The 26,142-nt window shown below is 63.2% G+C and carries 23 protein-coding genes and 1 pseudogene; 12 read left to right on the top strand and 12 right to left on the bottom strand.

The window, feature by feature from the left end; all coding sequences use genetic code 11:
* Positions 1-61: 61 nt before the first annotated feature.
* Positions 62-955 (top strand): hypothetical protein, encoded by an 894-nt coding sequence (locus H9642_RS02380; RefSeq protein ID WP_251834807.1) that lies wholly within the window; start codon positions 62-64, stop codon positions 953-955.
* A 186-nt stretch (positions 956-1,141) separates the two neighbouring features.
* On the opposite strand, the gene H9642_RS02385 is transcribed toward H9642_RS02380, so the two are convergent.
* Entirely contained in the window at positions 1,142-1,438 is a 297-nt protein-coding gene (locus H9642_RS02385) for a type II toxin-antitoxin system Phd/YefM family antitoxin (RefSeq protein WP_251834808.1), read from the bottom strand.
* A gap of 223 nt (positions 1,439-1,661) precedes the next feature.
* On the opposite strand from H9642_RS02385, the pseudogene amn reads away from it, so the two are divergent.
* Positions 1,662-3,163, top strand: a pseudogene (amn, locus tag H9642_RS02390) (AMP nucleosidase).
* 21 nt (positions 3,164-3,184) lie between these two features.
* On the opposite strand, the gene H9642_RS02395 reads toward amn, so the two are convergent.
* Positions 3,185-4,156 (bottom strand): AraC family transcriptional regulator, encoded by a 972-nt coding sequence (locus H9642_RS02395; RefSeq protein WP_251834809.1) that lies wholly within the window; start codon positions 4,154-4,156, stop codon positions 3,185-3,187.
* Between the two features lie 103 nt (positions 4,157-4,259).
* Here H9642_RS02395 and H9642_RS02400 point away from each other — a divergent pair, with 103 nt between their 5' ends.
* The 4 genes from H9642_RS02400 (at position 4,260) to H9642_RS02415 (ending at position 7,699) form a co-directional block, all read left to right on the top strand.
* Positions 4,260-5,165: a sterol desaturase family protein gene (locus H9642_RS02400; RefSeq protein ID WP_251834810.1), complete on the top strand. Its 906-nt coding sequence runs from the start codon at positions 4,260-4,262 to the stop codon at positions 5,163-5,165.
* Between the two features lie 98 nt (positions 5,166-5,263).
* Entirely contained in the window at positions 5,264-5,521 is a 258-nt protein-coding gene (locus H9642_RS02405) for a DUF2789 domain-containing protein (protein ID WP_251834811.1), read from the top strand.
* Between the two features lie 284 nt (positions 5,522-5,805).
* The gene (locus H9642_RS02410; protein ID WP_251834812.1) at positions 5,806-6,666 is read left to right on the top strand and encodes an isocitrate lyase/PEP mutase family protein; all 861 of its coding nucleotides are present in this window, start codon (positions 5,806-5,808) and stop codon (positions 6,664-6,666) included.
* Positions 6,667-7,123: 457 nt separating this feature from the next.
* Positions 7,124-7,699: a pseudouridine synthase gene (locus H9642_RS02415; RefSeq protein WP_251835345.1), complete on the top strand. Its 576-nt coding sequence runs from the start codon at positions 7,124-7,126 to the stop codon at positions 7,697-7,699.
* 13 nt (positions 7,700-7,712) lie between these two features.
* Here H9642_RS02415 and H9642_RS02420 read toward each other — a convergent pair whose 3' ends face one another.
* The 4 genes from H9642_RS02420 to H9642_RS02435 all read right to left on the bottom strand — a co-directional run bounded on the left by H9642_RS02420 (position 7,713) and on the right by H9642_RS02435 (position 10,189).
* A complete protein-coding gene (locus tag H9642_RS02420) occupies positions 7,713-7,925 on the bottom strand; it encodes a DUF2788 domain-containing protein (protein WP_251834813.1) in 213 nt (70 codons plus the stop codon).
* A gap of 105 nt (positions 7,926-8,030) precedes the next feature.
* Positions 8,031-8,510 (bottom strand): Lrp/AsnC family transcriptional regulator, encoded by a 480-nt coding sequence (locus H9642_RS02425; RefSeq protein ID WP_251834814.1) that lies wholly within the window; start codon positions 8,508-8,510, stop codon positions 8,031-8,033.
* A 345-nt stretch (positions 8,511-8,855) separates the two neighbouring features.
* Positions 8,856-9,752 (bottom strand): cation diffusion facilitator family transporter, encoded by an 897-nt coding sequence (locus H9642_RS02430; protein ID WP_251834815.1) that lies wholly within the window; start codon positions 9,750-9,752, stop codon positions 8,856-8,858.
* Positions 9,753-9,772: 20 nt separating this feature from the next.
* Positions 9,773-10,189: a polyribonucleotide nucleotidyltransferase gene (locus H9642_RS02435; RefSeq protein WP_251834816.1), complete on the bottom strand. Its 417-nt coding sequence runs from the start codon at positions 10,187-10,189 to the stop codon at positions 9,773-9,775.
* 168 nt (positions 10,190-10,357) lie between these two features.
* On the opposite strand from H9642_RS02435, the gene hrpB reads away from it, so the two are divergent.
* Together hrpB and H9642_RS02445 are read left to right on the top strand one after the other, a co-directional pair.
* Positions 10,358-12,868: an ATP-dependent helicase HrpB gene (gene hrpB, locus H9642_RS02440; RefSeq protein WP_251834817.1), complete on the top strand. Its 2,511-nt coding sequence runs from the start codon at positions 10,358-10,360 to the stop codon at positions 12,866-12,868.
* 130 nt (positions 12,869-12,998) lie between these two features.
* A complete protein-coding gene (locus H9642_RS02445; protein WP_251835346.1) occupies positions 12,999-13,823 on the top strand; it encodes an SDR family oxidoreductase in 825 nt (274 codons plus the stop codon).
* Between the two features lie 12 nt (positions 13,824-13,835).
* On the opposite strand, the gene H9642_RS02450 is transcribed toward H9642_RS02445, so the two are convergent.
* Entirely contained in the window at positions 13,836-14,498 is a 663-nt protein-coding gene (locus tag H9642_RS02450) for a hypothetical protein (RefSeq protein ID WP_251834818.1), read from the bottom strand.
* 108 nt (positions 14,499-14,606) lie between these two features.
* Between H9642_RS02450 and H9642_RS02455 the strand changes: the two genes are divergently transcribed.
* Positions 14,607-15,083, top strand: a complete 477-nt coding sequence (locus tag H9642_RS02455) for a LabA-like NYN domain-containing protein (RefSeq protein ID WP_251834819.1) — start codon at positions 14,607-14,609, stop codon at positions 15,081-15,083.
* Between the two features lie 207 nt (positions 15,084-15,290).
* Positions 15,291-16,619: an RNA helicase RhlE1 gene (gene rhlE1, locus H9642_RS02460; protein WP_251834820.1), complete on the top strand. Its 1,329-nt coding sequence runs from the start codon at positions 15,291-15,293 to the stop codon at positions 16,617-16,619.
* Positions 16,620-16,754: 135 nt separating this feature from the next.
* Here rhlE1 and nhaD read toward each other — a convergent pair whose 3' ends face one another.
* The 5 genes from nhaD to H9642_RS02485 all read right to left on the bottom strand — a co-directional run bounded on the left by nhaD (position 16,755) and on the right by H9642_RS02485 (position 23,818).
* The gene (gene nhaD, locus H9642_RS02465) at positions 16,755-18,137 is read right to left on the bottom strand and encodes a sodium:proton antiporter NhaD (protein WP_251835347.1); all 1,383 of its coding nucleotides are present in this window, start codon (positions 18,135-18,137) and stop codon (positions 16,755-16,757) included.
* 211 nt (positions 18,138-18,348) lie between these two features.
* A complete protein-coding gene (locus H9642_RS02470; protein WP_251834821.1) occupies positions 18,349-21,183 on the bottom strand; it encodes a valine--tRNA ligase in 2,835 nt (944 codons plus the stop codon).
* Positions 21,184-21,404: 221 nt separating this feature from the next.
* A complete protein-coding gene (locus tag H9642_RS02475) occupies positions 21,405-21,794 on the bottom strand; it encodes a DNA polymerase III subunit chi (protein WP_251834822.1) in 390 nt (129 codons plus the stop codon).
* 20 nt (positions 21,795-21,814) lie between these two features.
* Complete coding sequence (locus H9642_RS02480) at positions 21,815-22,234, bottom strand: DNA polymerase III subunit chi (protein ID WP_251834823.1); 420 nt, start codon at positions 22,232-22,234, stop codon at positions 21,815-21,817.
* Between the two features lie 93 nt (positions 22,235-22,327).
* Positions 22,328-23,818, bottom strand: coding sequence for a leucyl aminopeptidase (locus tag H9642_RS02485; RefSeq protein ID WP_251834824.1), 1,491 nt, complete (start codon positions 23,816-23,818; stop codon positions 22,328-22,330).
* Positions 23,819-23,959: 141 nt separating this feature from the next.
* Between H9642_RS02485 and lptF the strand changes: the two genes are divergently transcribed.
* Positions 23,960-25,087 carry an LPS export ABC transporter permease LptF gene (lptF, locus tag H9642_RS02490; RefSeq protein ID WP_251834825.1) on the top strand — a complete coding sequence of 376 codons (1,128 nt, stop codon included), beginning with the start codon at positions 23,960-23,962 and terminating at the stop codon, positions 25,085-25,087.
* Complete coding sequence (lptG, locus tag H9642_RS02495; protein WP_251834826.1) at positions 25,080-26,141, top strand: LPS export ABC transporter permease LptG; 1,062 nt, start codon at positions 25,080-25,082, stop codon at positions 26,139-26,141. Before lptF ends, lptG begins: the two co-directional genes overlap by 8 nt.
* The last annotated feature ends 1 nt before the right edge of the window (position 26,142 follow it).

Consider the following 26,142-nt stretch of genomic DNA (forward strand, 5'->3'; position numbering starts at 1 on the left):
CCGCCTTGTTAATTTCCTGCCGAGGCGGCCGATAACCGGTTACATCGCAAGGAGTGCAACCATGATCGTCCGCCTCGATTCCATCCCTGTTTTTCCGAAGCTGCCTAACGCCCGACGCCTTGATGAAGCCGAGCGTGAGGTGGCGTCGCGTGGTACTGCGTTGACCGCTGCGCCTGTCGAGGCGAAGACTTCTACGCAGCAGAGCCTCGGCGCCATTTTGAAGAAAGCCGGCGAGGAGGCTCGCGCGTTTGGCGATTCGCTGACTGCGCGCTTCGACGAAGCCCGCAAGAACAGCGCCCGCGAACAGGTCGCGCAAATCCGCGAACGCATCAAGATGCTTAAGCAACTGATCCTGCTGTTCGGCGGCTCCAAAGCGCTGCTACGGGAACTCAAGCAACTGGCCGGAACACTCGCCTCGGCCGCCGATGTGCTCAAAGAGGGCGGCGGTGGCGGTTCGGCCGCCTCCGGGGCGGAGGGCTTTTTGTACACCGAAACGGGCGTACCTGCCGAAACCGGCAAGACAGGCGTGCCGGCCGACGGCGGCTCGCAAACTTACATGAACGAGGCGCAATCGGAGCCCGAACAGCAGGCCGCCCAGGTCCTTGCGGCGCAGGCCAAGAGCGAACTGGTCAGCCTGAAGGCCGAACCGCAGTCACCGGTCGAAGCGACAGACGAACCGCAGGTCTCCGACCCGCAACCGACCCTGGCCTTCGCCCCGGTATCTGGCATCCAGCAGGATGCCCAGCGCCGCGCCGATGCCGAGCAGCTCGCCAAGGCGCTGAGCGAACTCAAGGCTCTGGTCACCGCCGCCAAGGCTGCCCAACGCAAGCGCGACCGCGACGACCAGAAGCGCTTCGCGCAAATCGACGAACACCTGGAGCAGATCGGCGCGGCGGTGCACGCCCTGAGTGAGCCGGCGCCGTTAGTGGAGGGTGGGTTTTCGGTGCGGGCATGAGCTGGGCGGCGCGCAGTCGCACCGTCATTGGGCTGCATCGTGGATGCGCTACCCGGGAGCCTCTGCATGTCGCGGCGGCCATCGGCAACCTGGTAAATCAGCACGTGTCGGTCGAGAGTCTGGTAGATGATCCGATACGGTTTGTAAAAGACCCGCCGGTAATCGTGAATACCTAGTTCGGCCAGTTCATGGGGATGAGTCCCGCGCTCCGGTCCTGGCGAGAAGGCGAGCCTCTACTTCATTCAATGGGCTGAGTTGGCCGGCTTCCACTTCTTGGGTACCAAGTGCAAGGACTTTCAGCAGGGCCAGCGTTTCCTGTGTTTGCTCATAGGAGTGCACATCCTGGAGGACCGCTTTGGCTTCACCATTCTGCGTGATGATCAGTGGCTCCTGTTCCTCGGCTAGCTGCTTGAGCACCTCGGCGGCATTGGCCTTGAGATAGCTGATGGGTTTGATATTGGAGGAACGAATGCCAGTCTCCATGATTTTGGCGGAGACTAAATATAGTCTTTAAAAGGCTATCGTTTGGGGTTGTCCGCCGGAGCGTCCAGCTAACCTCATGAACTCCTGCACGCTGAGCTAAGTTGGGCAAATCGACTATCCAGAGCTCCTGAACCGGGCGTTTACTCGCCTATCCTGCGTTGACCATTATGCGACCCTGTTCCCCTGTCATGCCTTCGCCACCCAAAGCAGGCAAGATACGCGCATGCGAACTGCCAGGAAGCCACTGTTGTGAATACCGACTCCGCACACTTCATCGTCACCGCTACGCCTGAAGAGGCGGTCAATCGCCTTGCCGCATTGCATCAGCGCGCCACTTCGTCGCTGAGTCAAGCGCTCAAGCGTTATCTCAAAGCACGCACCCTGCCCACCGCCGAGGAGCGGGCGCTGTTTCGTTATCCGGCGCTGCGCCTGACCTACCAGTGTCAGGGCGATGAAGTGCCGACCAGTACACGGGCCTATGCCAAGGTGCAGGTGCCGGGCACCTACAGCGTGACTGTTACCCATCCCCAGGCCTTCCGCGAGTATCTGCTCGATCAGTTGCGGCCGCTGATGAGCGAGTTCAACGTGGTGGTCGAGGTCGGCGTCAGCGAGCAGAACATTCCCTATCCCTATGTGGTGGAGCAGGGCGATGAACTGGCGGGCTCGGGGGTGACTGCTGCCGCGCTGGCGCGAGTGTTCCCCAGTACGGACTTGTCTGCCGCCTCCGATGGCGTGGCGGATGGCTTGTACGAGTGGGAAAACCTCGATCCCATGCCGCTGGCGCTGTTTGACGCGGCGCGGGTGGATTTCTCCCTCAAGCGCATCCAACACTACACCGGCAGCGACTGGCGCCATGTGCAGCCGTGGATTCTGCTGACCAACTATCACCGCTACGTTGACCAGTTTATCCGTCACGGCATTGATCAGCTGTTGGCCGACACGCGCTTCGTGCGCATGGTGTTGCCAGGCAACGTGGTGATCGAGCGGGGCATGCAGGAAGGCGAGATGCAGGCGATCCTCGAAGGGGTGATCTGGCACCGCTACCAGATGCCGGCCTATCACCTGATCGCCGATGATGGCCATGGCGTGACGCTGGTCAACATCGGTGTCGGCCCGTCCAACGCAAAGAACATTACCGACCACCTGGCCGTATTGCGCCCGCATTGCTGGCTGATGATCGGCCACTGCGGCGGCCTGCGTCAGTCGCAGACCATCGGCGACTACGTGCTGGCCCACGCCTATATGCGCCGCGACGGGATTCTCGACCGCGTGCTGCCGCCGAACATTCCGCTGCCAGCCCTGGCCGAAGTGCAGCAAGCCCTGCAGGAAGCCGCGGCGGAGATTACCGGCGACAAGGGCGAGGCACTGAAGAAGCGCCTGCGTACCGGCACAGTGCTGACTTATGACGACCGCAACTGGGAACTGCGTTGGGCGCAGGAGCGTCCGCTGATCAACCTGGCCCGCGCGGTGGCGGTGGACATGGAAAGCGGCACCATCGCCGCCCAGGGCTATCGCTTGCGGGTGCCCTACGGCACCTTGTTGTGCGTGTCGGACAAGCCGCTGCACAGCGAGATCAAGCTGCCTGGCGCGGCCAATGCGTTTTACGAGCGGGCGGTGAGCCAGCATTTGCAAATCGGCATTGCGGCGCTGGATCTGTTGCGCGGTCAGCTCGATTCGCTGCACTCGCGCAAGCTGCGCAGCTTCGACGAGCCGCCGTTCCGCTGATCGCTGCCGCTTGGTATTGGTTCAGCGCAGCTGTTGGCGGCGCCAGGTTTTTGGGCTGACGCCCTGCCACTGACGGAAGGCGCGGCTAAAGGCGCTTTGTTCGGAATAGCCGAGCAGCGCGGCGATCTCCCCGAGCGGCAGGTGCGGATCGCGCAGGTAACCCGTGGCCAACTGGCGGCGGGTTTCCTCCAGCAAGACGTGAAAGTTCAGGCCTTCGTTGGCGAGGTGACGCTGCAGGCTTCGCGGTGAGCGATGCAGGCGATGGGCCAAGTGTTCCAGGCTCGCCTCGCCGTTACGCAGCAGCGGAATCAGCACCTGTTGGCACTGCTCCACCAAGGTGCTGCGCCGCTGCAACAGGAAACGCTCGGCCTGGTCATCCATCAGCGCCAGCAGGGCGGGATCGGCTTGGCGCAGGGGCAACTCAAGGTACGCCAGGGGCAGCATCAGGCGCGTGCTGGGTTGCGCGAAGCGCACGGGGCCGCCGAAAAAGTTCTCGTAGGGGGCGAGGTCCGCGGGCGCTGGATTGACGAAATCCAGCCCCAGCACCGCCAGCGGTTGTTCGGTCATGTTGCGCGCCAGTTGCACCAGCGCGGCAAGGCCGGTTTCGTCCACCAGTTGGCCAGGACGGCCATGGGCGATGCCCCATTCCACCACCAGACGGTCGTCTTCATGGCGCAACTGCACGGGGTTCACGTCGTAGACCAGCGCGTGATAGCGCTCCAGTCGTTGCAGGGCTTCACCCAGGGTGGTGCAGGCCAGAGCCGCGTAACCGACCACACCAAAATGGCGCGGGTTGATGCCTTCAGCGATGCGTAGCCCCAATGCCGGCACACCCAGGGCGGCATCGGCACGCTGCAACAGCTGTTGCCAGAGCTGCATGGGCAGCAGGCCCGTGTCGTTGACTGTCAACGGGCCGAGCAGGGCCTCGGCATCCAGCTCCTGGCGGGTCAGGAATTCATAAAGCAGCGGAGCATAACTGGCAGCGATTCGCATGGCGTACCGAGTGGCGTGTTTTGTCAAGAAGTTAGCCGGGTCGGTCAAGCCTGGCTAGTGGGCAGAGGCCATCATTAATGACAGGACTGACCGGAGGAATACCATGGAAATGCTTTCCAGTCTGTGGGCGACGGTGGATCTGCGCCGCGACGTGCTGCTGATTCTAACGCCGTTATTTGTCGCCACCCTGGCGGTGGAGTGGTTGGCCATGCGCAACCGTGGCGTCTATCGGTTGAGTGACTCCCTGGCCAGCATCGGCCTGGGCAGTCTTTACCTAGTAGTGGATGCTGTTCTGGTGGTGGTACTGGTGTTGCCGATTTACCATGCGGTGTACGGCCTGACGCCCTGGCGCCTGGAAATGACGCCGCTGATGTTCGGGCTGCTGTTTCTCGGCGTCGAGTTCTGCTACTACGTGTTCCATCGCGCCAGCCATCGCATCCGCTGGTTCTGGGCCGCCCATGTGGTGCATCACAGCTCCGAGCAGATGAACATCACCACCTCTTCGCGCCAGAGTCTGTTCTATGGATTCTCTGGTAACTGGCTGTTCTATCTACCGTTGGTAATGCTGGGCTTTGCTCCGGAGTGGGTGCTCTTCATGCTGTCGGTCGATCTGGCCTACCAGTATTTCATCCACACCCAGGCGATAGGCCGGCTGCCACGGCCGATCGAGTGGCTGTTCAACACGCCGTCTCATCACCGTGCCCACCACGGACGCAACCCGCAGTACATTGATCGCAATTACGGTGGCGTGCTGATTGTTTTCGACCGACTGTTCGGCACCTTCGTCGAAGAGCGCGAGAAGCCGGAATATGGCATCCCGCGTCAGCCGAAGGGTTTCAACCCACTGTGGCTGAATCTGCATGAGTGGGTGGATCTCGTGCGTGACATGATTCGGCCAGGACCGTTGTGGCTGCGGCTCAAGCACCTCTGGGCACCCCCGGAGTGGGAACGGCCGGCCAGTGGTGAGGCGGCGCAGCAGCCGATTGGGGTGCGCAGGACGGACGCGTGATGCCTACGACCCGTTTCGAGCGTCGCCTGCTTGGGATGCGATTGGGCGGTTTGCCGACGATACTCCAGTGACCTGTTACTGTGTCGCTGGAGGTACTCATGGAACTGTCGGTGCATCCTTTCCACAGCCTGTTCGAACAGTTGGGCCTGCCCAACGATAACGACTCGATTCGCCAGTTCATCGAGCAGCATTCGCCCTTGCCCGAAAATGTCCTGCTCGCCGATGCGCCATTTTGGACGCCGGCCCAGGCGGCTTTCCTGCGCGAGGAAATTCTCGATGACGCCGACTGGGCGGTGGTAGTCGACAATCTCAACGTCGCGCTGCGTAAGCCGGACCCCTCTGGGGCGGGGTATTGAGCCAACAGCATGCGGCGCCAACAGTCCGACGGCGCGACGATATTTTGGCTTCGGCAGGCCAGCCAAAGGCGCTCCGTTATGGTGCGCCTGTGGTTAAACGGTCATGTTCGTGGTGTTTTATGGTGCAGGCGAGCTGCCGGTCGCGCTGCGAGGTGCGACTTGCGCTGTAAATGTGTCGGCAAGCTGTTTGCATGCCTCAAAGACTTGTATGCAATGCCTTTTTTCTCAAGGACGAGTTGGCTTGTATCCGCAGCCTTATCTGCTTTATCACGAGAAGAATAAACATGCATAGAGTTTCACCCACACGCCTGCGTGAGGCCTTTCGCGCCCTGTTGAAGTCGGACGCCTGTTATCACTGCGCGTCCGTCTTTGATCCCATGTCCGCCCGCATGGCCGGCGACCTCGGGTTCGAGGCGGGCATTCTGGGTGGCTCAGTGGCCTCCCTTGAGGTGCTGGGCGCCCCGGATATCGCGTTGATTACCCTGACTGAATTCGTCGAACAGGCCACCCGTATTGGCCGGGTCGCCAGCCTGCCAGTGATCGCCGACGCCGACCACGGCTACGGCAATGCGCTCAACGTGATGCGCACGGTGACCGAGCTGGAGCATTGCGGTATCGCCGCGCTGACCATCGAAGACACGATTCTGCCGGCCCGCTTCGGCGGCAAGGCCGTTGACCTGATCGGCATCGACGAAGCCGTCGGCAAGTTGCGCGCGGCACTGGAGGCGCGTATCGATCCGACGTTCAGCATCCTGGCGCGCACCAATGCCGGCAGCGGCCTTGAAGAAACCATCGCCCGCGCCCAGGCCTACCAGGCCACCGGGGTCGATGGAATTTGCCTGGTCGGCATCGAGGATTTCGATCACCTGGAGCAGATCGCCCCACACATCGACGGCCCGTTGATGCTGATCACCTATGGCAACCCCAAGTTGCGCGACAGCGACCGCCTGGCGAGCCTCGGCGTGCGCATCGTGGTCGACGGTCACACCGCCTACTACGCCGCGCTTAAGGCGACCTACGATTGCTTGCGCGAACAGCGCCAGATCGCCACGGGCGAGCTCGGCCCCAAGGCCCTGGTGGCCAAGTACTCCGACGCTGACCAATATCGGGCCTGGGCCCGGGACTTTCTCCATCTCAAAGACTGAGCAGTCCACAAGGCCAGGACTAGACCCGGCAGAAGAGTTGGCGGAGCGAGTGCGCGGGTTCGGCGCTCGCTCCGCCTTGCGGCCGGGCTTGGGTGTCGGTCGAAGCGGGTTGCCGCTGAGTTTGGTGCACTCGACTTTAGGTGGAGAACATCTCCGGATCGACGGTGGCCATTGCCCGCAGCGGTCGCACGGAAGCTGACGCGGGGCTGACCCAGGTAGTGGCCGACACCGCGCGCGCCATGCATGCGTTGGTGGAACGCTTTAATCGATAGATGACGTTCCGATGCGTGGCCAGAGTTTTCTGGCCATGCAAAACGGTGGTGGCGCTCGCAGCCTAGGCGTCTTGAAGACCTGATGGGGTACACTGCGCCCCCCGCTCGTAGCCACAGATCCAGTCATGTCGCGCCCCCCACGTCCCGCTGCTTCCCGTCGTCCCGCCAAGCCCGCACCACGCCGGGTGGCCAAGGCGCCGCCAGCTGAGCCGCGATTGATCCTGCTCAACAAGCCATTCGACGTGCTGACCCAGTTCAACGACGACCAAGGCCGCGCCACACTCAAGGACTTTGTGCCGGTGCCGGGTGTCTATCCGGCGGGGCGACTGGATCGTGACAGTGAGGGCCTGTTGCTGCTGACCAACGATGGACGCCTGCAGGCGCGCATCGCCGACCCGAAACACAAGCTGGCGAAAACCTACTGGGTGCAAGTGGAAGGCGAGCCGAGCGAGGAGCAGCTGCAGCGTCTGCGCGACGGTGTGACATTGAATGATGGGCCGACTCTGCCGGCTGAAGCGCGGCAGATCGAGACGCCGCATTTGTGGGAGCGCAATCCGCCGGTGCGTTTTCGCCAGAGCATTCCCACCGCCTGGCTGGAGCTGGTGATTCGCGAAGGGCGCAACCGTCAGGTACGGCGCATGACCGCCGCCGTGGGCTTGCCGACGCTACGCCTGGTGCGGGTACGCATCGGCCCTTGGGAACTGGAGGGCTTGCAGCCCGGCGAGTGGCGAGAAGTGCCGGCGCAGCTGAGTCGCAACTGAAAGCAGCGGTCTGTCAGGTCTCCAGCATCAACTCGAGAACGTAGCTGATCATCGGCTTGGCCAGAAAGGCGAACAGGCACAGGCCCAGTCCCAGGAACAGGATGGCGGTGCCCAGGCGGCCGGCTTTGGAAGTCTTGGCCAAGTCCCAGATGATGAAGAACATGAACAGAATCAGCCCGCCAACCAGGACGTACATCATCAGGGCTTCGAACTGTTCGGTTTCCATGGGGACCTCGTATAGGGGAATAGGATCGGGACGGCGCGGATTATACGCCTCTTGTTCGGCGCCGGGGCAGGCAGTCCCTCTGCCCGCCACCATGGGCTTGGGTATTCAGCCGCGCAAATGGTTGAGCGGCATCTCGGTGCTGCTCACCACCTGCTCGAGAACAAAACTGGATCGCACGCTGGTCACCCCTTCAATACGTGTCAGCGTGCCGAGCAGGAATTTCTGATAGTGGTCCATGTCCGGTATCACTACCTTGAGTTGATAGTCGGCATCCATGCCGGTCACCAGGCTGCACTCGAGCACCTCCGGGCACTGGCGGATCACCTCCTTGAAATGATCGAAACGTTCCGGCGTGTGCCGGTCCATGCCGATCAGCACATGAGCCGTGAGGGTCAGGCCGAGCTTCTTGCGATCCAACAGGGCTACCTGGCGCAAGATGTAGCCGTCGTCTTCCAATTGCTTGACGCGTCGCGAGCAGGGCGAGGGGGACAGGCCGATGCGTTCGGCCAGTTCCTGGTTGGAGATGCGCGCGTCGCGTTGCAGTTCGGCGAGGATGCGCAGGTCGTAGCGGTCGAGGGTACTCATGATGGGTCGGTCCTTGGGGCAAATTGCTCGAAATGGAGTGATATTCAACAAATATTGCGCAATAGACCGTTTGTCGCGCAAGGTTTGCAATCACTTTGTGCGGCCGAGGGCGTAAGCTTGTTCTCACATTCAAAGCCCGGACCGTCCAGCAGCGTGCCCAATCAGGCGCGCCGTAGCCACCGATCCTTACCGGATTAGATGTGGCAGCCGGGTGCGCATCGCCCAACCAGGTGAGCGGAACGAGCGGCGTTACCCACGCCCGAAGCGGACCAGGATTCCCAAAAAGGGAGGCCGGAGTCATTCCGGCCTCCCTTTTTGGGTTTTAGAGGCTGTGATTTAACGGCGCTAGACTTGTGCCGACTCTTGACCCACTTCTTCTGGGTCGGCATGCACCAGCACTTCGGCACGCGGGTACTGGCTGTGGATGGCCTGTTCTACTGCGACGCATAAGTCGTGGGCGCGGGACAGGGGCAGGTCGCCGGGCAGCTCCAGATGCAGCTGGACGAACCAGTGGGTGCCGGACACCCGGGTGCGCAGGTCGTGGGCACCAAGGACGCCGGGCACGGCGCACGCCAAGGCATGCATATGTTCGCTGATAGTCGGCGGCAGCTCTTCGTCCATCAGCACGGAGGCGGCTTCGCGAACGATGCTGTAGGCGCTCCACAGGATGTACAAGGCTATACCGACACCAAACAGCGCATCGGCGCGCTGCCAGCCTACGGCGGCGAGTATCAGGGCGAGCAGGATACTGGTATTGAGCAGCAGGTCGGAACGGTAGTGCAGCGAGTCGGCCTGGATGGCGGTTGAGCCGGTGATGCGTACCACGCGCCGCTGAAAACGCAGCAGCACGCCGGTCAGTACCAGTGACAGGACAATGACCGCGATGCCCAGGTGGGTGTGTTCCAGTGGCTGGGGATGCAGCAACCGGTCGATCGCCTGGCTGCCCACCAGCAGCGCGCTGGCGCCAATGAACAGCGCCTGGCCGAGACCGGCCAGGGCTTCGGCCTTCCCGTGACCGTAGCGGTGGTCATCATCAGCCGGTCGCAACGCGTACTGCACGGCCAGCAGATTGAGCAGCGAGGCGGCGCCATCCAGCAGCGAGTCGGTCAGCCCCGCCAGCAAGCTGACCGAGCCACTCTGCCACCAGGCCAGCGCCTTGGCCGCCGCCAGGAACAGGGCGGTCGCCAGCGCGGCGCGGGTGGCCAGGCGCATCAGCCGGGCATGATCGTCACGTACGGCCATGGCAGGGCGAGCTCCTAACCTTACGCCGCCGGAGACAGGCCGTAGGCGGCCAGCTGTTCCGGGCCGCCGCGCGATTCGATCAGCTGCGGATGGTCCAAGGGCAGATCATGACCGGTAGCCTCGAGTATCAGCGCGCGAAGTTTGGCTTTGTCCACCTGGCCATCGGCATCGAGGGTGTCCTGCAGGGACTGCGGTGCCAGGGAGTAGGTGCCGTCTGGGAGGTAAATGGCGCCGGTGGCGAAGTCGACACCCAGGGCGATCAGCCCCGGCAACACATAGAACAGAATGCCGACGGCATCCAGAAGGAAGATCGCCGGATCGATCTTGCCATCGATCTGCCCGCGCCGCTCCGGATAAAACAGCGTGCCGCAGGCTGTGAGCTGGGTGAACAGGGCACCGGCCAGGGCACCGCATAACAGGCGAGAGGGAATACGCATGGAACCTCCAGGGCGAAGTGGCGCCACTCTATCGCAAGCGGCGTAACAATATCGGGATGCGGTCAAGATACGCCAGTAATAGACCGGCGCGGAGCAAGGAAGGTTGTGCACAGGGTTGGCTCGCGCCGTCTCCTTTATAATCGCCGCCCCGAACACGAGCCCTGATCCATGCAGTCGTTACCCATCGATGCCGTATTGCCTAACCTGCGCGCCGCGCTGGCCACCCGAGACGAAACGGTACTGGAAGCGCCGCCCGGCGCCGGCAAAACCACACGCGTGCCACTGGCCTTGCTCGATGAACCCTGGCTGGCAGGGCAGAGCATCCTGATGCTCGAGCCGCGCCGGTTGGCTGCCCGTGCCGCCGCCGAGCGGCTGGCCAGCGAACTGGGCGAAGCGGTTGGCGAGACGGTGGGCTATCGCATTCGCCTGGACAGCAAGGTCGGGCCGCGCACGCGGATCGAGGTGGTCACCGAAGGGATTCTCACTCGCCGGCTGCAGAGCGATCCGGCGCTGGAAGGCGTTGGCCTGGTGATCTTCGATGAATTTCACGAACGCAGCCTGGATGCCGACCTGGCCCTGGCGCTGTGCCTGAACGGCCGTGCGTTGCTGCGCGACACACCGCTGAAAATCCTGGTGATGTCCGCGACCCTGGAAGGCGAACGCCTGGCCAGACTGCTTGACGACGCGCCCATCGTGCGCAGCGAAGGGCGCATGTTTCCGGTGGCAATGCGCTGGGGTCGTGCAACCCAGCCTGGCGAATTCATCGAGCCACGGGTGATGTCCACCGTGTTGCAGGCGTTGGATGAGGAGTCCGGCAGCCTGTTGGTGTTTCTGCCGGGCCAGGCGGAGATTCGCCGAGTCGCCGAGCAGTTGGCCGACAGCCTGGCGGGTTACCCGGACGTGTTGCTCTGCCCGCTGCATGGCGAACTCGAACTGAGCGCCCAGCGCGCCGCCATCGAGCCGGCGCCTCAGGGCAAACGCAAAGTGGTGCTGGCCACCAATATTGCCGAAACCAGCCTGACCATCGACGGCGTGCGCGTGGTGATCGACGCCGGGCTGGCGCGGGTGCCGCGCTTCGATCCGGGCACCGGCATGACTCGCCTGGCGACCCAGCGCATCTCGCGGGCCAGCGCCACCCAGCGCGCCGGACGCGCCGGACGTCTAGAGCCCGGCGTGTGCTACCGGTTGTGGAGCGAAACCCAGCATGAGCAGCTGAGCGCCCATGACAGCCCGGAAATGCTCCAGGCCGATCTGGCCGGCCTGGCCCTGCAATTGGCGCGCTGGGGCGTCGCGCCGCAGGAATTGAGCTGGCTGGATGCGCCACCCGGCGCCGCGTATGCCCAGGCGCGCGAACTGCTGGCGCGCCTCGGTGCCTTCCAGGCCAACGGCAGCCTGAACAGCCACGGCCAGGCACTGGCCGAATTGCCGGCGCACCCGCGTATTGCCCATCTGTTGTTGCGCGGCCACGCATTGGGGCTGACGGAGCTGGCCTGTCAGCTGGCCGCATTGCTAGGCGAGCGGGACATTGCCCGCGGCGTAGGCGCCGACCTGCAGAGCCGCCTGGCGCTGTTGAGCGGCGAAGTGCGCGGCGGCAGTCGCGGCGGGTTGCAGCGCATTCGTCAGTTGGCCCGCCAATACCGGCAACAGCTGCGCGGCACGCCCGGCGAAGCCGTGGCCAACCCCGAGCATCCTCGCTGGCCCGGCGCGCTGCTGGCGTTTGCCTACCCGGATCGCGTCGCCCATCAGCGCCGCGCCGGGGGCGGTGATTACCGCCTGGCCAACGGCCGCGCCGCGCAGTTCGGCGAGCCGGATGCGCTGATGAAGCACGAGTGGCTGGTGATTGCCGACCTGGGCAGCCGTCAGGGGCAGCGCGAGGAGCGCATCTACTTGGCCGCCGAGCTTGATCCGACGTTGTTTGATTCGGTGCTTGGCGAGCTGGTGAGCGATCAGAACGTGCTCGACTGGGACGAACGTGAAGGGGTGCTGCGCGCCGAGCGCCAGCGACGGATCGGCGAGCTGGTGCTCAGTCGCGAACCACTGAGCGGTCTGAATGAGGCCGCGCGGGTGACTGCCCTGGTCGAGCTGGTGCGCCGCAAGGGGCTGGAGCTGTTGCCGTGGACGCCGGAGCTGCGCCAATGGCAGGCGCGGGTGACGCTGTTGCGCGCTCTGGATCTGGAACAAGGTGGTGAAAGCCAATGGCCCGATGTGTCCGATGCGGCGCTGCTGGCAAGCCTGGCGGACTGGCTGGGGCCATATCTGGGCAAGGTCAGCCGCCTCAGCCATTTCGCCAACCTCGATCTGTCATCGATCCTGCACAACCTGCTGCCCTGGCCGCTGCCGCAGCGCCTCGATGAACTGGCGCCCAAGTCTTTGACGGTGCCCTCCGGCTCACAGATCCGCATTGACTACAGTGAGTCGCCGCCGGTGCTGGCGGTGCGGCTGCAAGAGCTGTTCGGCCTGGCGGCTACGCCGCGTATTGCGGGCGGACGGCTCGGCCTCAAGCTGCACCTGTTGTCGCCGGCGCGGCGCCCCGTGCAAGTCACCCAGGATCTGGCGAGCTTCTGGGCCAACACCTATGTCGAGGTGAAGAAAGACCTCAAGGGACGTTATCCCAAGCATTATTGGCCCGACGATCCCCTGATCGCCGAACCCACGGCGCGGGCCAAGCCGCGGCGGTAGGGGCTGAAGTCCCTACCTCGGGCCGAACCTTTTGCCCGGACACGCCCAGATCGGCGCGCCTACCATGCTTCGTGTCACCTACCAATGCCTTGTCTATGCTGCTGGCAAGCCAATAGCCGAGGTGGCGCGCATGTACCGCAAGGTGTTTGCCAGCAAGGTTTTCGAGCGCAAGGTGGTGCTGATTACCGGGGGTTGTTCGGGCATCGGCCGGGCGCTGGTGCTGCGTTTTGCTCAGGCGGGTGCGCGGCTGGTGATTGTGGATATCGACAGCGAAGGGCTGGAGGCGCTGCTCCAGTACTTGCGCGATCACCACAACTGCGATGCGCTGGGGCTGCACTGCGATGTCGCCGATGCCGGCGCGGTGGAGCGGGTGATGGCTCAGGTGCTGGAGCGCTGCGGCGGCATCGATGTGCTGATCAACAACGCCGGCATCACCCAGCGCAGCCGGTTTGCCGACACGCCGCGCGAGGTGTTCGAACGGGTCATGGCGGTCAACTATTTCGGCGCGCTGTACTGCACCCAGGCGGCGCTGCCCAGCCTGCTGGCGCGTCAGGGGCAGGTCATCGTGCTTAGCTCACTGTCCGGCTTCGTGCCGCTGCATTACCGCGCCGCCTACAACGCCAGCAAGCATGCCCTGCACGGTTTGTTCGACACCTTGCGCCACGAGCTGGAAGGCTCCGGGGTCAATGTCATGCTGGTCTGCCCGGGTTTCACCGCCACCGACATGCACCGCAATGCCTTGGAAGGCGACGGCGCGGTCCAGGCGCAACCAGCATTGAGTATCGGCAAGGTGGCCTCGGCCCAGGATGTGGCCGAAGCGATCTACCGGGCAGCACTGAAACGTCGGAGCCTGCTGGTGCTGTCCAATGTGGGCTGGCGCGGCCAGCTGCTGGCGCGCTGGTTTCCCCGGCTGTTTGAGCGATTGGTATTGCCGGAGCCGAGTCGTTCGCGCTGAGTCCGGCCCTCGTCAGTCCGCGCTTTTCACCGTTTCGCTGCAGACCATGAAGCAGCGAAACATCACCACGCCGGCAAACAACTGGCCTAGGCCGGTGACGCAGCCGAGCAGCACCTGTGGCGCGCCGGAAGATTCGCCAAGCCTGCCGAACAGCCAGGCCTCCAGGCTCCATATCGGAATGAGGATGCACAACTGCAGCATCAGAATGGGCCAGAACTGTCCCGTGGTCAGGCGCAGGCTTTCCCGCAAGGCGGCCAGGGGTCGCAGGCCACGCAGCACCAGGAGGTATTCCGCGAACGCCAGTTTGACCATCAGCCACACGCCGGGCAGCACGAACAACGACACGCCGAGCATGATCAGCAGGCTGCTCAGCGCTGTGAGCAACGCCAGCGTTGGCCACAGGCGCAGGGCCATGTTCCAGAGTGCCGGCAAACCGGGCGCCAGTCCCCGGGTGCGCGTATCGAGGTAGAGAATCAGCGCGGCGCTGTAGAGCGGGTAGAACAGCAGGCCGCTGATCAGGTCTCCAGCGCCTTGCAATTGTGCGCGGTAATGCTCGGCCAGCAGCAGTTGGGCCAGGGTTTCCAGGATGATCAGGGGCAGGCAGAGCAGGGCAATGGTGCCCAGATGACGGCTGAAGAAATACCAGGCGTCACGCAGGATCGAAAGCGGATTCATGTTGATTCGGGACCAGAAAACGAGGGCGGTACTGTAGCCCAGGCCGATGGGCCGCTCCAAATGCCTGGCAATGACGCATAATCCCCATGCCAGCCTTGGGAGGCCGATGTGAAGAAAATCGCCGTATTCGTCGATGTCCAGAATCTCTATTACACCGTGCGTCAGGCCTATGGCTGCCACTTCAACTACAGCGTGCTCATGCAACAACTGCGCACGCGGGGCGACGTCGTCGAAGCCTACGCCTACGCCATTGAGCGTGGCGATGCCAAGCAGCAACAGTTCCAGCAGATCCTGCGCAATCTGGGCTTTACCGTGAAGCTCAAACCGTTTATCCAGCGCAGCGACGGCTCGGCCAAAGGCGACTGGGACGTGGGGATTACCATTGATGTGCTCGACGCCGCCAACCGCGTGGAGGAGATCGTGCTGGCGTCGGGCGATGGCGATTTCGACCTGCTACTCGATCGGGTGCGCGATTTTGGCGTCGAGGCCAGTGTCTATGGCGTGCCGGCCCTTACCGCGCAGTCGTTGGTTCGCGCCGCCACGCGCTTTGTGCCGATCGACGGCGAGCTGTTGCTGCGCGGCTGACACGCTGGCTGCATAGCTTTGTAGGGTGGATGCCGTTTTTACATTCACCATGGCCCTGCTCGGTGCACAAGAAAAACGTTGTCCACCCTACCTGTTCGATTCGCCGTACTCCGACGGATTGACCCTTGCGGGCTGTTCGCGAATACATTGTGCCTGGGCGCTTTCGGCTAAACTGTCGCCCCGTTTTTCCCGCCGGTTACCCTGCCCATGACCTTCGCCACCCTTGGCCTGATTGATCCGCTGCTGCGGACCCTGGACGCCCTCGATTACCGCACGCCCACGCCGGTGCAGAAAGAGGCGATTCCTGCCGTGCTCAAGGGGCGTGACCTGCTGGCCGCCGCGCAGACCGGTACTGGCAAGACCGCGGCCTTCGCGCTGCCGTTGTTGCAGCGCCTGACGATGGAAGGCCCACGGGTGACGAGCAATGCGGTGCGCGCGCTGGTGCTCACGCCGACCCGCGAGCTGGCCGAGCAGGTGCAGCAAAGCATCCAGACTTATGGCCAGGACCTGCCGCTGCGCAGCTACGCTGTGTACGGCGGGGTCAGCATTAACCCGCAGATGATGGCGCTGCGCAAAGGCATCGATGTGCTGGTCGCCACACCGGGCCGGCTGCTGGACCTGTACCGGCAGAACGCAGTGAAATTCAACCAGCTGCAGGTACTGGTGCTCGACGAGGCCGACCGCATGCTTGACCTGGGTTTTTCTCAGGAGCTGGATGAGCTGTTTGCTGCCCTGCCGAAGAAGCGTCAGACGCTGCTGTTCTCCGCGACCTTTTCCGACGCGATCCGCCAGATGGCCAAGGAGTTGCTGCGCGACCCGCTGTCCATCGAGGTCAGTCCACGCAATGCCGCAGCCAAGAGCGTCAAGCAGTGGCTGATCCCGGTGGACAAGAAGCGCAAGGGTGAGCTGTTTTTGCACCTGCTGGCCGAGAAACGCTGGGGCCAGGTGCTGGTGTTCGCCAAGACCCGCAAGGGCGTCGATCAACTGGTCGAGGAGCTGCACGCCGCCGGCATTGCCGCCGATGCCATCCACGGCGACAAGCCGCAACCGTCGCGCCTGCGCGCCCTGGAGCGTTTTAAAGCGGGTGGGATGCAGGTGCTGGTGGCCACCGATGTGGCCGCGCGCGGGCTGGATATTCACGACCTGCCGCAGGTGGTCAATTTCGACCTGCCCATCGTCGCCGAGGATTACGTGCACCGTATCGGCCGTACCGGCCGGGCCGGCGCCACGGGCGAGGCGATCTCGCTGGTAGCTGCCGATGAAGTTGATCAGCTGGCGGCGATTGAAACGCTGATCGGCCAGGTGCTGGTGCGTCATGACGAGCCGGATTTCATCCCCGACCACCGCGTGCCGCAGACCACCCTGGGCGGTCAGGTAGTGAAAAAACCGAAGAAGCCGAAAAAGCCCAAGGATGTCCCTGGCAAGGGCAAGATCCACTTGGGCAACTGGTTCGATGCCAGCGAGAAGCCCAACGCCACGCCGATCCGCAAGGTGCCGAGCCTGAGCGGTGGCGCAGCGGGCAAAAAGAAGCGTTGAGAGATCGGGGACGCTTAGGCCTGACCGGTCCCGGTAAATATCCCAGCCCCGCTTCTATTGACGCGCAACGAAAACGGCCGCTGTCCCGAAGGATGGCGGCCGTTTTTTTATCCGAGTTCAGCGAGTGGGTGGCGCTTAGCCCAGCGACTGCATCAGGATATACGTCAGCGCACCGGCGCTGTAGCCGGTGAAGGCGAGCAGGCTGACACGCTTGACGTACCAAAAGAAACCTATTTTCTCCATGCCCATCGCTGCAACGCCGGCCGCCGAGCCAATGATCAGGGCACTGCCGCCCGTTCCGGCGCAGTAGGCGAGGAACTCCCAGAACCGACCGTCGGTGACGAACTGGCTCGCCCAGCCCGCTTCTTCAGCGGCCGTGGCGGCGAGCATGCCATCACTGAACAGCGGGTACATCTTCATGGCGCCAGCCACCAGTGGCACGTTGTCCACCACGGCGGACAGCAGGCCGATGGCGTAGTTGATGGCAAAGATGTTGCCCAGGCTGTCGCGCAACAGGCTGGCGACCTGAGTCAGGTGCCCAGCGGTGGCCAGGGCGGACACTGCCAGCAGGATGCCCAGGAAGAACAGGATGCTGGACATGTCGATGCGGTGCAGAACCCCGACCACTGACAGCGGATGCTTGAACTCGGGCTTCTTGTCACTGTGCAGGAGTTCGGTGACGACCCACATCACGCCCAGGCCGAACAGGATGCCCATGTACGGCGGCAGGCCGGTTACGGTCTTGAATATCGGCACGAACAGCAGGGCACCAATCCCCATGGCCAGCACCATATTGCGCTCGAATGCCGTGGTGGTGGGCGGTATGCGCTCCCCCAGGTGCGTTTGGGTGCGCGGGCGCGGTGCTTCACCACGTAAGCGGAAACTGAGGATCGTCAAGGGGACCAGCAGGCACACCAGGCTGGGGACGAACAGCTGGGTGATCACTCCGGTGGCGGTAATCTGGCCGCCGATCCACAGCATGGTGGTGGTCACGTCACCGATCGGCGACCAGGCGCCGCCGGCGTTGGCGGCGATTACCACGATGCCGACGTACAGCCAGCGCTCGGGACGGCCGCGTATCAGTTTGCGCAGCAACGAGACCATCACGATGGTCGTGGTCAGGTTGTCCAGCACAGCGGAGAGGAAGAAGGTCAGCAGGCCGACGATCCACAGCAGGGAAACCCGTTTGCGGGTGTGAATGCGGTCGGTGATCACCTTAAAGCCGCCATGGGCATCGATCAGTTCCACGATGGTCATCGCGCCCATCAGGAAGAACAGGATCTCAGAGATTTCACCCAAGTGATGGCGCAGCTCGCTGACCACGACAGCGGCGGAATTTGCCGGATCATTAGTGCCCGGTTCCAACAGCGGGAGCAACTGATCGGCTCCCAGTACGAGCACGGCCCAGGTGAGCGCTGCGGTGAGAATCGCAGAAGCAGCTTTATCGAGCTTCAAGGGGTGTTCGAGCGCGATGCACAAATAGCCAACTACGAAGATGGCCGCCATCAGGACGTACATGGACATGACTCTCCAAAGATGAGGAAGCTGCTAGGGAATGGCACGAGCGAGGGCGTGGCCTGGCTGGATCCGCAAGCGGACAGCATGATAGCAGGGTGCCATTCACCTTACGTATAGATTGTCCACTGCCAAAGAGGGTGGGGGATTGTCGCGGGTCAAGATTGCTGCCAGCGCGGGCCGGATCGCGTTGCACGATCCGGCCCGGTGCAGATCAGAGGCTGGCGATACGCCCGCGCTGTTCGGCCAGCTTGGCCAGCGCCTGTTCGGCTTCGGCGAGCTTGGCGCGTTCTTTCTCGATCACCTCAGCCGGGGCCTTGTCGACGAAGCTGGCATTGGACAGCTTGCCGCCGACGCGCTTGACCTCGCCCTCCAGGCGGCCAATTTCCTTGTCCAGGCGGGCCAATTCGGCGTCCTTGTCGATCAGCCCGGCCATCGGCACCAGCACCTGCATGTCGCCGACCAGCGCGGTGGCGGCCAGCGGCGCGACGGCACCGGCGTCCAGCACACGGATCGATTCGAACTTGGCCAGCTTGGCCAGCAGCGGTTCGAAGTCGGCCAGGCGGCGCAGGTCATCGGCGTTGGCGTTGGCGAGGATCACGTCGATGCGCTTGGCCATGGAGATGTTCATCTCGCCACGGATCTGCCGCACGCCGAGCATCAGTGTCTTCACCCAGTCGATGTCGGCCTCGGCGGCGGCATCGACCTTGGCGCTTTCGGCTTCCGGCCAGGGTTGCAGCATGATGGTGTCACCGGACGTGCCGGCCAGCGTCTTGATGCGCTGCCAGATTTCCTCGGTGATGAACGGCATGAACGGGTGAGCCAGGCGCAGGATGGCCTCCAGCACGCGCACCAGGGTGCGACGGGTGCCGCGCTGGCGTTCAATGCTGGCGTTCTCGTCCCAGAGCACCGGCTTGACCAGCTCCAGGTACCAGGCGCAGTACTCGTCCCAGACGAACTCATAGAGCGCCTGGGCCGCCAGGTCGAAGCGGAAGTTGTCCAGCTGGCGGGTGACTTCCGATTCGGTGCGTTGCAGGGCGGAGACGATCCAGCGATCCACCGCCGACAGATCAACGGGCTCATCGTTGACGCCGGTGTCCTTGCCGTCGGTGTTCTCCAGCACGAAGTTGGTGGCATTCCACAGCTTGTTGCAGAAGTTGCGGTAGCCCTCGACGCGGCCCATGTCGAACTTGATGTCGCGGCCGGTGGAAGCCAGCGAGCAGAAGGTGAAGCGCAGGGCGTCGGTGCCGTAGCTGGCGATGCCCTCGGGGAACTCGGCACGGGTCTGCTTGGCGATCTTTTCCGCCAGCTTGGGCTGCATCATGCCGCTGGTGCGTTTCTGCACCAGGGTTTCCAGGTCGATGCCGTCGACGATGTCCAGCGGGTCAAGCACGTTGCCCTTGGACTTGGACATCTTGTGGCCCTGGCTGTCGCGCACCAAGCCATGGACGTAGACGGTCTTGAAGGGGATCTCGCCCATCAGGTGGGTGGACAGCATGATCATCCGGGCGACCCAGAAGAAGATGATGTCGAAGCCGGTGACCAGCACATCGGTGGGGTGGAAGGTCTTCAGGAACTCGGTCTGCTGCGGCCAGCCGAGAGTCGAGAAAGTCCACAACCCGGAGCTGAACCAGGTGTCCAGGACGTCTTCGTCCTGGCGCAGCGCTTCGTCGCTGCGAATGTTGTGCTTGGCGCGCACTTCATCTTCGTCACGGCCGACGTAGACGTTGCCGGCTTCGTCGTACCAGGCCGGGATACGGTGGCCCCACCACAGCTGACGGCTGATGCACCAATCCTGGATGTCGCGCATCCAGCTGAAGTACATGTTCTCGTACTGCTTGGGCACGAACTGGACTTCGCCGCTTTCCACCACGGCGATGGCTTTCTCGGCCAACGGCTTGGTGGCAACGTACCACTGGTCAGTCAGCCAGGGTTCGATGACGGTGCCGGAGCGGTCGCCCTTGGGCACTTTCAGGGCGTGGTCGTCGATCTTTTCCAACAGGCCCATGGACTCGAATTCGGCGACGATGGACTTGCGCGCAGCGAAACGGTCCATGCCGGCGTAGCTGCCGGGTAGGCTGGTGTCGATGCGGTCGTTGACGCTGCCGTCGATGTTGAACACCTGGGCCTGGGCCAGCACGGCGGCGTTCTTGTCGAAGATGTTGATCAGCGGGAGGTTGTGACGTTTGCCCACTTCATAGTCGTTGAAGTCGTGGGCCGGGGTGATCTTCACGCAGCCGGTGCCGAATTCGCGGTCAACGTATTCATCGGCAACGATGGGGATCAGGCGGTTGACCAGTGGCAACAGCACATGGCGGCCGATCAGGTTGCTGTAGCGCTCGTCTTCCGGGTGCACGGCGACGGCGGCGTCGCCGAGCATGGTTTCCGGGCGGGTGGTGGCGACCACCAGGTAGTCCAGGCCTTCGGCGGTCCTGGCATCGTCAGCCAAGGGATAACGCAGGTGCCAGAGGCTGCCTTTCTCGTCGTGATTTTCCACTTCGAGGTCGGAAATCGCCGTGTGCAGCTTGGTGTCCCAATTGACCAGGCGCTTGCCGCGGTAGATCAGGCCGTCTTCATGTAGACGCACGAAGGCTTCCTTGACCGCTTCGGACAGGCCTTCGTCCATGGTGAAACGCTCGCGCGACCAGTCCACGGAGGAACCGAGGCGGCGGATCTGCCGGGTGATGGTGCCGCCGGATTCTTCCTTCCATTCCCAGACCTTTTCCAGGAACTTGGCGCGGCCCAGATCGTGGCGGCTGAGGTTCTGTGCAGCCAGTTGGCGCTCCACCACCATTTGCGTGGCAATGCCCGCGTGGTCGGTGCCCGGCTGCCAGAGGGTGTTGCGGCCCTGCATGCGGCGGAAACGGATCAGCGCATCCATGATCGCGTTGTTGAAACCGTGGCCCATGTGCAGGCTGCCGGTGACGTTCGGCGGCGGCAGGGCAATGGTGTAGGACTCGCCGCTACCCTGCGGGGCGAAGTAATTCTTGGCCTCCCATTCGGAGTACCAACGGGATTCAATGGCGTGCGGCTGGTAGGTCTTGTCCATGCGGCGGGACCCTTAACGGCTGATCGGGAAAAACCGGAGAGTATAAAGGCAAACCGACCCGTTGAGTGGATTGCCTGGGGTTGCCGGGGCGCGCAACCGAGGGCGTGGAGTATCGGTAGCGTGGGCAACGATTTAGGGTCCACCGAGCGGGGTTGGTGGATGTGAACAGCGACATCCGCCCTACGAAACTGCTGGTGTGCCCATGGCGGCGACTGTCGTTGTCAGGGCTTGGGCGTACGAATCAGGTGCGCCATGCGTTCCCTGAGGCGCCGCTTGAACTCGAATTCGATCTTGGGCATGTATTCGCGCACCACTTCCTGCATGACCAGATCGGCGGCTGCGCGCAGTTCGTCATTGTCACGGCGTTCGGCGGGCCGCGTTGATGCGGTTTTAGTCGCCGGGGCTTTGTTGGGTGTGGCACCAGCCGTGCGTGGCAGGGAGGCGGGTGGCGTCTGGGTCGGGCCGACGACATCCGAGAGCAGGGGAATGGTGTCGGTATCCAGAACGTCGGTCAGCAGCGGTGGCTCGGTATTTTTATCATCGAGCAGGTTGCGGATCGATTCCAGATCATCGAGCAGGTGCGTGGGGCGTTGCGGCGGCTTGCGGTCCATGGATATTCCGGCATGCGTGATCAAAGTTCGACACGTTGGGGAGAATAGCCGCGCCGGCGGTATTCGCGAAAATTATCGCGACAGAGGTTGAGCAGTTCAGGTGACTGATTAACGATTTCGATGACCCGGCTGAACTGATCCAGGTCGGCTGACAGCTGCGGATGCAAGTTGATCAGCAGGCCCTGGGGGGTGGCGGGCGGCGAGTCGATGCCGATCACGACGGGCGCGTGCGGATTATCGTCGTAGAGGTCGTGGGGCACGAAGCTGGCATCGCGAAAGCGCCAGAGCAGATCGTCCAGCGTGGCGCAGGTCGCGTCGTCCACACAGCGCATGAAAACGGGCAGCCCCGCTTGCCACGCCTTGCGCGCCAGCTGGCAGGCGACGCTCAGGCGGCGCTCAGGGCTGGTGTCGGGAAGCACGTAGAACTCGATGCGGGGCATGCTGTTTCCGGTCAGTGAAGCAATGAAACCTGGCGCGGTGTCCGCGCAGGGCGGACACCATTATTACGACGGTTGGAGGGACCGTCGGCGCATTCAGACGCCGCTGCGCTCCAGCAGGTACTGGGTCAGCAAGGGCACCGGCCGGCCGGTGGCGCCCTTGTCCTTGCCGCCGCTGATCCAGGCGGTGCCGGCGACATCCAGATGCGCCCAGGACAGCTTCTTGGTGAAGCGCGCCAGGAAACAGGCGGCGGTGATGGTACCGGCAGGACGACCGCCGATGTTGGCGATATCGGCGAACGGGCTGTCCAATTGCTCCTGATAGTCATCAAACAGCGGCAGCTGCCAGGCGCGGTCGTCGGCGGCGACGCCGGCGCTCAGCAGTTGCTGCATCAGCGCGTCGTCATTGCCCAGCAGGCCCGAGGTCTGGTGACCCAGGGCGATGATGCAGGCGCCGGTCAGGGTGGCGATGTCGATCACCGCGCGCGGCTTGAAGCGCTCGACGTAGGTCAGCGCATCGCACAGTACCAGGCGGCCTTCGGCGTCGGTGTTGAGGATTTCCACGGTCTGCCCGCTCATCGTGGTGACGATGTCGCCAGGACGGGTGGCACCGCCGCTGGGCATGTTTTCCGCGCAGGCCAGCACGCCCACCAGGTTGATTGGCAGTTGCAGTTCCAGCACGGCGCGGAAGGTGCCAAGCACGCTGGCGGCGCCGCACATGTCGTATTTCATTTCATCCATGCCAGCGCCAGGCTTGAGGCTGATGCCGCCGGTGTCGAAGGTGATGCCCTTGCCCACCAGGGCGTAGGGTTGCTCGCTCTTCTTGGCGCCCTGGTAGTTAAGGACGATCAGGCGCGGCGGCTGATCGCTGCCCTGGGCCACGGCGAGGAACGCGCCCATGCCCAGCTCCTTGAGCTGTTGTTCGTCGAGCACCTCGACCTTGAGGCCCTTGTGCTCCTGGGCCAGCGTCTTGGCTTGTTCGGCGAGGTGAATCGGATGGCACAGGTTCGGTGGCAGGTTGCCCAGGTCGCGGGTCAGCGCCATGCCTGCGGCGATCGCTTGACCCTGGTTGATGGCGCGCTGGATATCGGCCTGGCGCGTCTTGTCGGTCAACAGGGCGATTTTTTGCAGCTGGACCGGCTTGGCTTTTTCGCTCTTGAAACGGTCGAAGACATAACCGCCATCGGCCAAGCACTCCACGGCCAGACGCGCACGTCCATAGGCGTCACGGTCCTTGACCGTTACATCGTCAAGGGCCAGGGTGGCATCGTTGCCGCCGAGTTGCTTGAGTACGCCCAGAGTGGCACCGAGCAAGGTGCGGAACTGCTTCGGGCTGAGGGAGTCTTCCTTGCCTTGGCCTACCAGCAGGATGCGTTCGGCCTGCAGGTTGGGCAGCCCTTGCAGCAGCAGGGTCTGGCCCAGCTTGCCGCTCATGTCGCCGCGCTTGAGCACTGCGCTCAGAGCGCCTTCAGCGAGGGTATCAACCGTCAGGGCCTGTTCGCCCAGTGGGCGCCCTTCGCCGATGGTGAGTACGAGGGTGGCAGTTTTCAGGGTTTCCGGACGGGCGTTGTTGACAAGGAATTCCATGCAGTGGTGTCCCCAAGACAAAGAACCGGCTTTGCAGGATAATAGCCGGCTGTTTTCAGTGGTCCGCCTGCCGGCGGGCTGGCCATAAAGCGGCTAGTGTGAGCGTTGCCGCCCGAGCCTGACAACCCTGGAGTGTGCGGTTTGATCGTCTTCCGCTATTTGTCCCGCGAACTGTTGATCACCCTGAGCGCCGTGAGTGCCGTGCTGCTGGTCATCATCATGAGCGGTCGCTTCATCAAGTATTTGGCCCAGGCGGCGCAGGGCATTCTCGACCCTGACGTGCTGATGTACATCATGCTTTACCGCATGCCCGGCTTCTTGCAGTTGATCCTGCCGCTCGGCCTGTTCCTGGGCATTTTGTTGGCCTATGGACGGCTGTACCTGGAAAGCGAAATGACCGTGCTGTCGGCCACCGGCATGAGTCCGCAACGCCTGCTGCTGTATAGCTTCGGCCCGGCCACGCTGGTTGCGCTGCTGGTCGCCTGGCTGAGCTTGGGGTTGGCGCCGCAAGGGGTCACGGCGTCGTGGCGGATCTTCAATACCCAGGACTCGCTGACCGAATTCGATACCCTGGTGCCGGGGCGCTTCCAGTCCATGCGCGGTGGCAGTTCGCGGGTGACCTATGCCCAGGAGCTGTCGGATGACCGCAGTGAACTGGGCGGCATTTTCATCAGCGAAAAACGCTTCTCCGGCGACAAGTCGAAGGAGAAGGGCATTACCGTGCTGGTCGCCGAGAGCGGTCGCCAGGAAATCCAGCCCGACGGCAGTCGCTACCTGATTCTGGAGAATGGCTATCGCTACGATGGCAACCCAGGGGAGGCGGATTACCGGGCCATTCAATACGACACCTATGGCGTGCTGATGCCCAAGCCGGAAATTCGCCAAGAGGTCACGGCCATCGAGGCGGTGCCCACCGCGCAACTGTTCAACAGTAATAACCCCAAATATGTGGCGGAGCTGCAGTGGCGCTTCTCGCTGCCGCTGCTGGTGTTCGTGGTAACGCTGTTGGCGGTGCCGCTGGCCAAGGTCAATCCGCGCCAGGGACGCTACTTGAAACTGTTGCCGGCCATCTTGCTGTACATGAGCTATCTGGCCTTGCTGATCGCGATGCGTGGCTCGCTGGAAAAGAGCCGGATTCCGGCCTGGCTGGGCCTTTGGTGGGTGCATGGCCTGTTCCTGTCCATCGGCCTGGCCTTGCTGTACTGGGAAACAATGCAGCTGAAATGGGCGTCCTGGCGCGCGGCAAAACGGGAGGTGGCGCGTGGTTAAGCTGGACCGCTACATCGGCAGCAGTGTGCTGTTCGCAATCATTGCCGTGCTGGGGATCATCGTTGGCCTGGCCATCTTGTTCGCCTTTATCGACGAGCTGGGCGACATCTCCGAAACCTACACGCTGCTCGATGCGCTCAGCTATGTGTTGCTGACGTCGCCGCGTCGGCTCTACGAAATGCTGCCCATGGCCGGTCTGATTGGCTGCCTGGTCGGCCTCGGCACGCTGGCCAGCAACAGCGAGCTGACCATCATGCGCGCCTCCGGCGTCTCCCTGGGACGGATCGTCTGGGCAGTGATGAAGCCCATGCTGCTGCTGATGATGCTGGGTGTGGTGATTGGCGAATACGTCATGCCCTGGACAGAAACTGTCGCCCAGGCTAATCGCGATCTGGCCCAAGGTGGCGGAGAGGCGCAAACCTCCAAGCACGGGCTCTGGCACCGTCAGGGCGACGAGTACGTGCACATCAACGCTGTGCAGCCCGGTGGCGTGCTGTTGGGCGTGACGCGTTACCGCTTCGACGATGAGCGCCGTCTGGAAACTGCCAGTTTTGCCCGCCGTGCGCAATACCACGACGATTACTGGCAGCTGGATGATGTGGTGACCACCGAGTTTGCCGAGCGTGAAACCCGCGTGAACAAAACCGCCAGCGAGCGCTGGGATGTTGAGCTGACGCCGCAACTGCTCAGCACGGTGGTGATGTCACCGGACGCCTTGTCGATCACTGGACTTTGGAATTACGCCCGCTACCTCAATGAGCAAGGCCTGAACAGCGGCCGCTATTGGCTGGCCTTCTGGGTCAAGGTGCTGCAGCCTCTGGTCACGGCCGCGCTGGTCTTGATGGCGATTTCCTTCATCTTTGGGCCACTACGCTCGGTTACCTTGGGTCAGCGGATTTTCACCGGCGTGCTGGTGGGTTTTGTGTTTCGTATTGTTCAGGACCTGCTCGGGCCGTCGAGCCTGGTGTTCGGTTTTCCACCGTTGCTCGCCGTGGTGTTGCCGGCCATGGTGTGCGGAATTGCCGGGGTGTGGATGCTGCGCCGCGCGGGCTGAC

Source organism: Serpens gallinarum, assembly GCF_014836765.1.
In the GTDB taxonomy this organism is placed as follows: Bacteria; Pseudomonadota; Gammaproteobacteria; order Pseudomonadales; family Pseudomonadaceae; genus Serpens; species Serpens gallinarum.

Coding starts and splice junctions, on each gene's coding strand:
- H9642_RS02380 (WP_251834807.1), top strand. CDS start 62: ATGATCGTCCGCCTCGATTCCATCCCTGTTTTTCCGAAGCTGCCTAAC.
- H9642_RS02385 (WP_251834808.1), bottom strand. CDS start 1,438: ATGGAGACTGGCATTCGTTCCTCCAATATCAAACCCATCAGCTATCTC.
- H9642_RS02395 (WP_251834809.1), bottom strand. CDS start 4,156: ATGCGAATCGCTGCCAGTTATGCTCCGCTGCTTTATGAATTCCTGACC.
- H9642_RS02400 (WP_251834810.1), top strand. CDS start 4,260: ATGGAAATGCTTTCCAGTCTGTGGGCGACGGTGGATCTGCGCCGCGAC.
- H9642_RS02405 (WP_251834811.1), top strand. CDS start 5,264: ATGGAACTGTCGGTGCATCCTTTCCACAGCCTGTTCGAACAGTTGGGC.
- H9642_RS02410 (WP_251834812.1), top strand. CDS start 5,806: ATGCATAGAGTTTCACCCACACGCCTGCGTGAGGCCTTTCGCGCCCTG.
- H9642_RS02420 (WP_251834813.1), bottom strand. CDS start 7,925: ATGGAAACCGAACAGTTCGAAGCCCTGATGATGTACGTCCTGGTTGGC.
- H9642_RS02425 (WP_251834814.1), bottom strand. CDS start 8,510: ATGAGTACCCTCGACCGCTACGACCTGCGCATCCTCGCCGAACTGCAA.
- H9642_RS02430 (WP_251834815.1), bottom strand. CDS start 9,752: ATGGCCGTACGTGACGATCATGCCCGGCTGATGCGCCTGGCCACCCGC.
- H9642_RS02435 (WP_251834816.1), bottom strand. CDS start 10,189: ATGCGTATTCCCTCTCGCCTGTTATGCGGTGCCCTGGCCGGTGCCCTG.
- hrpB (WP_251834817.1), top strand. CDS start 10,358: ATGCAGTCGTTACCCATCGATGCCGTATTGCCTAACCTGCGCGCCGCG.
- H9642_RS02445 (WP_251835346.1), top strand. CDS start 12,999: ATGTACCGCAAGGTGTTTGCCAGCAAGGTTTTCGAGCGCAAGGTGGTG.
- H9642_RS02450 (WP_251834818.1), bottom strand. CDS start 14,498: ATGAATCCGCTTTCGATCCTGCGTGACGCCTGGTATTTCTTCAGCCGT.
- rhlE1 (WP_251834820.1), top strand. CDS start 15,291: ATGACCTTCGCCACCCTTGGCCTGATTGATCCGCTGCTGCGGACCCTG.
- nhaD (WP_251835347.1), bottom strand. CDS start 18,137: ATGTACGTCCTGATGGCGGCCATCTTCGTAGTTGGCTATTTGTGCATC.
- H9642_RS02470 (WP_251834821.1), bottom strand. CDS start 21,183: ATGGACAAGACCTACCAGCCGCACGCCATTGAATCCCGTTGGTACTCC.
- H9642_RS02475 (WP_251834822.1), bottom strand. CDS start 21,794: ATGGACCGCAAGCCGCCGCAACGCCCCACGCACCTGCTCGATGATCTG.
- H9642_RS02480 (WP_251834823.1), bottom strand. CDS start 22,234: ATGCCCCGCATCGAGTTCTACGTGCTTCCCGACACCAGCCCTGAGCGC.
- H9642_RS02485 (WP_251834824.1), bottom strand. CDS start 23,818: ATGGAATTCCTTGTCAACAACGCCCGTCCGGAAACCCTGAAAACTGCC.